7 protein-coding genes are annotated in these 6,855 nt (G+C 63.1%); 2 read left to right on the top strand and 5 right to left on the bottom strand.

Annotation, left to right across the window (positions count from 1 at the left end; all coding sequences use genetic code 11):
- Window positions 1-194: 194 nt before the first annotated feature.
- Window positions 195-473, bottom strand: a complete 279-nt coding sequence (locus VFE81_RS28745) for a hypothetical protein (RefSeq protein WP_325047822.1) — start codon at window positions 471-473, stop codon at window positions 195-197.
- A 137-nt stretch (window positions 474-610) separates the two neighbouring features.
- The gene (locus VFE81_RS28740; RefSeq protein ID WP_325047821.1) at window positions 611-1,366 is read right to left on the bottom strand and encodes a Mut7-C RNAse domain-containing protein; all 756 of its coding nucleotides are present in this window, start codon (window positions 1,364-1,366) and stop codon (window positions 611-613) included.
- 94 nt (window positions 1,367-1,460) lie between these two features.
- Between VFE81_RS28740 and VFE81_RS28735 the strand changes: the two genes are divergently transcribed.
- Window positions 1,461-2,330 carry an NAD(P)-dependent oxidoreductase gene (locus tag VFE81_RS28735; protein WP_325047820.1) on the top strand — a complete coding sequence of 290 codons (870 nt, stop codon included), beginning with the start codon at window positions 1,461-1,463 and terminating at the stop codon, window positions 2,328-2,330.
- Between the two features lie 82 nt (window positions 2,331-2,412).
- Window positions 2,413-3,048, top strand: coding sequence for a LysE family translocator (locus VFE81_RS28730; protein ID WP_325047819.1), 636 nt, complete (start codon window positions 2,413-2,415; stop codon window positions 3,046-3,048).
- A gap of 284 nt (window positions 3,049-3,332) precedes the next feature.
- Here VFE81_RS28730 and VFE81_RS28725 read toward each other — a convergent pair whose 3' ends face one another.
- The 3 genes from VFE81_RS28725 to VFE81_RS28715 all read right to left on the bottom strand — a co-directional run.
- Complete coding sequence (locus tag VFE81_RS28725) at window positions 3,333-4,157, bottom strand: OmpW/AlkL family protein (RefSeq protein ID WP_325047818.1); 825 nt, start codon at window positions 4,155-4,157, stop codon at window positions 3,333-3,335.
- Window positions 4,158-4,329: 172 nt separating this feature from the next.
- Window positions 4,330-5,577 carry a DUF2957 domain-containing protein gene (locus VFE81_RS28720; protein ID WP_325047817.1) on the bottom strand — a complete coding sequence of 416 codons (1,248 nt, stop codon included), beginning with the start codon at window positions 5,575-5,577 and terminating at the stop codon, window positions 4,330-4,332.
- Window positions 5,578-5,684: 107 nt separating this feature from the next.
- Window positions 5,685-6,855 (bottom strand): DUF2957 domain-containing protein (locus tag VFE81_RS28715; protein WP_325047816.1); only part of this gene is annotated, 1,171 nt, incomplete at its 5' end.

Genomic DNA, 6,855 nt, shown 5'->3' with positions numbered 1-6,855 from the left:
CGTCCTGGCGTCCTGCACAGGCTCGCCAGCGCGTTTCTGGCCCGCTTCGCCCGATCTGGGGAGGCCCATCGCACGATCTGCCTGGCCTGAAAAATAAAACCCCACGCTCCGAAAAACGTGGGGTTGGTCAGCAGTCTGAGGCCAGAGCTTCTGCTCTGGCCTTTTTGTATTTGCACGGCGGGTTTGAGCGGCGTTTAGCCTGCGAGGCCGCGCTTGATGACCTCGTTCAGCAACCCGCTCATGCCTTCCGGATGCGTGGCTGCTCGCTCTTTCAGTTCAGTAACCAGGTCGCCATTCAGCTTGCAGGCGAACGCCACAAGGCCTTGCGCCTGGTCGAGCTTGCGCTGTTCGCGGCGATCGAGCTTCGGGTCGGCGGCGGCGGCTTTGCCAAAGCGGTCGGCGGTCGACAGTTTCATTGCGTTGTTCAGCTTGAGTGCCTTGTTCTTTTCAATGTCGGTTTTTTTCATCGCCATACGGAAGGCCTCTGCCAGATAAGTAATCCCGCATTGTACGCATCGCGCCGCGCGTCGAGCGAGCAGCGGCGATTCCGCACCTGAGCGGCGTTGGCGCGGTGCTCAGGCGGCGCGGAGTCTGAGCCATCGAGCGGTGCTCAAACGGGCCGTTCCGGCGCCCCCGCCACGCTGTCCATCAGCGCACGCATTCGTTGCCAGTGCGTGCCTTCCCAGAACACGCGCCGGCATACGTCGCAGGTGACGAACTGGTTATGCCGTTCCAGCACGCCATCGGGCGCCCGATCGCCAACTTCATCTTTGGCGATACGCCGCAGCGGCGCATTGCACATCAGACACAAGCGGAATGGCTGCGCGCTGCCGGCGAGGTCGAGCCGTTCAAACACTTCGCGCAATTGCTCGCGCGGGCGCAGCGTGCGCACGTAGCAGCCATGTGTGATGGCGCTGCGTTTCAATAGCTCACGGTCGCGTGTCAATACGATGCGTTGTTGCGCGGCGGCGAGGGCTTCGATATCGGCGTCGGGATAGTGGTTGTCGTAGAGCGTGTCGAAGCCGGCCAGCCGCAGCAGCGGGGCGAGCCCGCCCAGGTGCGCGTCGGCAATGAAACGCACCACGCGCAGCGGATGTTCGCGCACGCGCAATAGCGGCTGGATGTCGAGCGCTTCAAACTTGGGATAAACGGCGATGCGATCGCCGTCGGACAGCAGGTGATTGAAACCGACCGACTCACCGTTCACCAGAATCAGCTCGACCTCGGTATGCGGCACGCCGAGCACTTCGATCATATGTTTCGCGGTGGCGCCGCGCGCGCAGGCGTAACTGAACGCACGCCGACGCAGGGGCCGGGCGAGAAAATCGTTCAGCTCCTCATAGAAGCGGAATGTCGCGGTGACCATTGCAGCAGTATCGCACCGGGTTTAATTGCGCGCTGTCCTGCACTTGTCGCATGGGTGTGCTTTACTTCCAGTTCTTTAGAAGACGGAGCGACAGATGGACATCGGTTTTATCGGTCTCGGCGAGATGGGCGCCGCGATGGTTGCAAACATTTTGAAAGCCGGGCATCAGGTGCGCGTGTGGAACCGCTCGCCGGAACGCGCGCAACCGCTCGCCGACGCAGGTGCGCGGATCGTCGCGACGCCGGCTGAAGCGTTTGCGGGCGACGCCGTGTTCTCGATGCTCGCCGACGATGCCGCGCTGCGCGAAGTCATCACCGCGTCGTTGCTGGAACATGCCCCGCGTGGCGTGATCCACGTGAACATGGCGACGATCTCGGTGGCGCTGGCCGAGGAACTGGCGACAGCGCACGCTTCGCGGGGCGTCCATTACGTTGCCGCACCGGTGTTGGGGCGGCCGGACGTCGCGGCGGCGGGCAAGCTGACGATCGTGGCGGGCGGCCCGGCCGAGTCGATCGACCGCGTGCAGCCGATTTTCGACGCCATCGGCCAGAAAACCTGGCGCATCGGTTCGCTGCCGCAGCAGGCGAACGTGATGAAGCTTGCGGCTAACTTCATGCTGGGCGCGGCTGTCGAGACGCTCGGGGAGGCCGCCACGCTCGTGACTGGCCACGGTCTCGCGATGCAGGATTTCCTCGACGTCATCACGAGTGGCCTGTTCCCGGGGCCGGTCTATTCCGGCTACGGCAAGATGATCGCGGAGCAACGCTACGAGCCGGCGCTGTTCAAGGCACGTCTCGGACTGAAGGACTTGCGTCTGGCGCTGGCGGCCGCTGATGCGGTCAACACGCCGCTGCCGGTTGCAAGTGTTGTGCGTGACAGCCTGATCGAAGCCGTGGCGCATGGCGACGGCGAGAAGGATTTCGCGGTGCTGGGGCAGGTGGCGGCACGGCGGGCAGGGCGCTGAGCAGAAGCGGTGCTTGTGCGGGGCGCGCTTTAAGGTGCGGGCGGGCATAATAGCCGCCCGATCCTTTTCTGCGTCGATCTCAATGAGTCTGCATACCTGGTGGCTGTTCGTCGCCACTGTTTTCGTCGTTTCCGCGATTCCCGGTCCGAACATGCTGCTGGTGATGACGCACGGCGCCCAGCATGGGCTGCGCCGTTCCAGCGCGACCATGGCCGGTTGCCTGTCGGCGTTGGTGCTGATGCTGGCAGTGTCGGCGGCGGGCCTCGGCGTCTTTCTCGAAACGTGGCCGGCGATGTTCAACGCACTGCGAATGATCGGCGCGGCTTACCTCGTTTATCTGGGCATCAAGGCGTGGCGGGCGCCGGCCGACGAAGGCGCTGCGGGCGCAGTCGACGAACTCTCCGCAAAGCCCGCACGCTCGCGCTTCGCGCTGTTTCGCAACGGCTTCCTGGTGGCGGGCAGCAACCCGAAAGCCATCCTGTTCGCCGCAGCGCTGCTGCCGCAATTCATCGATGCCGCGCAGCCCAAGCTGCCGCAGTTCGGTGTGCTCGTCGCGACTTTCGCGGTTATCGAGGTGAGCTGGTACCTGGTTTATGCGGGTTTCGGCACGCGGATTGGCGCACGGTTGAAGAGCCGCAGCGTCGCCAGGATGTTCAATCGTCTGACCGGTGGCGTATTCGTCGGCTTCGGCGCGATGATGGCGCTGGTGCGCCATTAGACGAACGGCGAGCTCGCGCGTGGCCGTTGGCCAGTACGGTTCATCAAGCGTAAGGATCGTTGCGTTTGTACAACGCCGAGGGTCAACCCTAATTTGAATGTTGCGACGCACCAAACCATTTGCTATAGTTCGTCTTGTCTCCTCCATGTCTCCTCTGATATGGATTCAGCCCGCCCAATTAGGCGGGCTTTTTTTTGCCCAGAATTTCCGCCTTCTCCAGAAAAGATAAAGCCGGCTGGCCCCCGTGTGCGGGGCCACCGGCTTTTTTCGCGTCTGCGCTGAACTCAGAACTTATACGAGACGGCCAGGAACGAAATGATCGGGTCGGCTTTCAGCTCCGCCTTCGAGACACCCAGCTCCGTGCCGTCCGCCGCCTTGATGATGACCGACGAGGTGGTCTTCAGCGGAATGTACGTGACCGATGCGACGAGACCCCAGTGGTCGGTGATGGCGTACGTGAGCCCCGCATTGAACACCGGCTGCCAGGACGACGACGCCTTCGCCGACACCTGCGTCTGCCCGGGCTTGCCGGCGCCCGCTGCCAGCACCGCACCGAGATTGTTCTGCGTCGACTGCACGAAGTTCTGGCTCAACTGGACGTCGGAGAACCAGTTGTACGACACGCCTATGCCGACGAACGGCCTGAACTTCGCCGTGGGCGCATTGAAGTAGTACTGAAATAGCAGTGCCGGGCTCCATTGGCGCACGCTCTTCACGATCGAGTTGGCCTGCGGATCGCCCAGATCCTGCTGACCGAGCGCCCCTGCCGGTCCGGGCGGCTTGATAATGCCGTGCCCGTAGATCTTGAACACCGGTGGCACGCCCGCGACCGTCGTCACCGCGATGTGATCGGTGAGGTAATGGCTGATTGTGAGACCAACGGTATTGGCGCTATTGGTCGACAGCCCCGTACCGGATGAGGTGAACGAACTCGGCAGACGCAGCGGCGTATTGATCGGGGTCGGCGCGACATTGGTCGTCAGCGGCGAGCTCGAATCCTGGGGCATGATGTGGAACCAGCCGAGCGCGGCGACGTTGTCGCCCGCGTGTTGTGCGTGCGCACTGGCTGACAGGCCGGCGGCCAGTATCGCGAAATAGATTTTTTTCATGTTGTTCCTCCTGAGGCGCGCGTTGCGTTGATCGCGCGCGGCGCGCGACGGCGGGTTGGCTGCCCGACCGGTGCGCTGGATACCCGGTGGCCCCCGGCTGCTGCGCTATGACTGTGCGCAGCAGCCGGGGCGCGAACGCCTCGTTGCGTGTCGGCGGCGCGTGCTGCGTCCATTACTGGACGAAGGCGCCGATCGTGAAGTACGGCGAGGCCGCGTTGGTCAGATCGAGGTAGCCGAACACGCCACCCGTGAAGATCATCTTTCCGGTCGGCGTGGTACCCGTCGATGCGCCCACTTGCGTCGTCGTCACCACACCCGGCACGGTTTGCGTGAAGTCCAGATTCAGCGCCGTCGTGAGCGATGCCTGCGATGCATTGAACGGATCCAGCAACGTGGCCTGCGTGCCTTCGAGTGCGGTGGTGCGATAGTCGAACTGGCTATCTACGCCGATGTACTCACCGTTTTGCGAGTTCACCGCGATCGAGGTTTGCGGCGACAGAATCGAGATGCCCGATTCATCGTCCGCATACGGTCCGAGTTCGCCATTTACCGGCGTCGTCACCGACGAGTTCGCCGCGCCGGTTCGCACCAGGATCGGCACCAACTGGTTGCGCAGCTTGCCGACGATCATGTAGCCGCGGGCCTTGGGCGTCGTGGCGAGCGTCGGTTTGGCCTGACCCAGGAACTTGTCGGTTTTGAACGCGCCGCTGCCGTCAGCCGACGACACGAAGTTCGTACCCGGCTGTTCGCACTTGCCCGCGTTGACACCGGAGCTGTCGCACTCGCTCCACGTGCCGTCCGCATTGATCGTGATCTTCGAATCGACCGCGACCGGTGCGAAGTTCTGCGACGGAATCTGGTGATAGCCGAGCTGGTTGTAGGTGCCGGCCACGTTCGCGAGATTCGTTTCAATCGACGAGAAGCCGATGAACGGGTAGTACGGGAACTTGGTATCGGGCACCGCACCCACGCCGAGAATCCCGGCGAAGGAGATTTCCGCCCCCGGAATCGTGCCGCCCGCAACGCCTTCGCCGACAAAAATCCGCGCCGGACGATTCGGGTCAAGGCTCGCGCCGTTCAGGCGGTAGGCACACTGGTTGAGCTTGTTGGTCGGCAGCAGTGTTTCCTGGGTCAGCGTGCCGTTTGCGCTCTGACCGGCGCGCGTCGGCGCGACGGTGCCGACGCGCGCCGGAATCGGCGATTCGATGTAACTGATTTGCCAGGTCATCCTGGTCGTGTCCATCTGCAACTTGACCAGTTCGCCGTCACCGCCGCCGCCCGTGAACACCGTGCCGTAGTCGAGCGACGCGGGACACAGGCGAACTTCCGTCACCGGTCCATCACCGTTGCCGCCCCCACCACCGCACGCCCCCAGCAACGGTGCTGCAAGAGCGAGCACCGAAAGGATTCTCCATTTCATACCGCCTCCAGAATTTTCTCGTTGTGTGTGACCGGCTCCCAGTCCAGCCACCTTTTGCTATTTATGTCTCGTACTGCGAACTGCCGGTCCCTCATTCTCTTCGTTCGTTACTTGCTGATCTGAGCGCCGATGCCGAAGTAGGGAGCGTTAGGCGTGGTTGAAATGGCTGACGTCGGCGTGACGCCACCGTTGACGGTGCCTTGAATTTCGATCGCGTACAGGCCACCTGAGGCAATCGCGAAACCGGTCTGGCCATTCGCTTGCTGGACGCCGACCAGTCCGGGGCTTGGCAGTCCATAGCCCAGGCCGAAGCCGTCTTCCGCAGCAGAAGTCGACGGGTTGATGAAGGTGCCCACGCCTCCCTGGATCAACGTCGCGGTGGACTTGAAGTTCGAATCCGCGCCGACATAGCCGCCGTCGAAGCCGCCCGATGCGAGTGGTGTGGCCGCGGCGAGCATGGCGATGCCGGACTCGTCGTCGACCTGGGCGTCGAGATGCAGCGGTGGAGTGCCAAGATTCACGAGGCCAGTGCGGATAACGAGCGGCACGGTTGCGCCGTTGATCTGGCCAATGATCATGTGCGCCGGCGCCACGGGACCGCTTTTGCCGGTGGGTAGCGTCAGTTGAGTGCCGATCTGCGGCGTGTTTTTACTGTCGAAGTAGCCGCTGCTGTTGAGCGTCCAGGCGGTGCCGGTCGTCAGGCAGCCACTTGCACTTGGATGAAACGCCGCGTTGGCTGAATTGGAGCCAGTGCAATTGCCGCTCGCGTCGAAGGTTTCAACCGTATTGGTCGCTGTTGCCGCATAAGAACCCGACGGCACGAGGTGATAAAGCAGGCCGTTATAGGTACCCGGCAGCTTGGTGATGTCGGTTGTCGTGCTGGCGAACCCGATGAACGGATAGAAGTCGAAGTGCCGGTTCGGCACTGCGCCGATGTTCTCGAGACGCGGCACCGGCAGAATAGTCAGCCCGTCGTACTCGACCGTCGCACCGGGAATGCCGCCACCGGCCACGCCCAGGCCGACGAGGATCATCGGCGGATTCGGGTTGTTGGCGAAGTCGGGTGTCGTATAAGGCTGGCCATCGCCAACCCCCGTACCGGTGCCTGCGCCGAGAATGAAAGCGCAGCGCGTCTGTTCGGCGGTCGGAAGTGCGCCGGTCGGCGGGTGGATCACCGCACCCGTGATTTGTGTGCCCGCGCGCGTCGACGTGACTTGACCGGTGCGCAACGGAATCGGCGATTCGAGCCACTTCAGCGTGTACGTCATCGCTGTTGCG

This window comes from Paraburkholderia sp. (assembly GCF_035656215.1).
In the GTDB taxonomy this organism is placed as follows: Bacteria; Pseudomonadota; Gammaproteobacteria; order Burkholderiales; family Burkholderiaceae; genus Paraburkholderia.
This window is presented reverse-complemented; position numbering and strand designations above follow the sequence as displayed.

Coding starts and splice junctions, on each gene's coding strand:
- VFE81_RS28745 (WP_325047822.1), bottom strand. CDS start 473: ATGGCGATGAAAAAAACCGACATTGAAAAGAACAAGGCACTCAAGCTG.
- VFE81_RS28740 (WP_325047821.1), bottom strand. CDS start 1,366: ATGGTCACCGCGACATTCCGCTTCTATGAGGAGCTGAACGATTTTCTC.
- VFE81_RS28735 (WP_325047820.1), top strand. CDS start 1,461: ATGGACATCGGTTTTATCGGTCTCGGCGAGATGGGCGCCGCGATGGTT.
- VFE81_RS28730 (WP_325047819.1), top strand. CDS start 2,413: ATGAGTCTGCATACCTGGTGGCTGTTCGTCGCCACTGTTTTCGTCGTT.
- VFE81_RS28725 (WP_325047818.1), bottom strand. CDS start 4,157: ATGAAAAAAATCTATTTCGCGATACTGGCCGCCGGCCTGTCAGCCAGT.
- VFE81_RS28720 (WP_325047817.1), bottom strand. CDS start 5,577: ATGAAATGGAGAATCCTTTCGGTGCTCGCTCTTGCAGCACCGTTGCTG.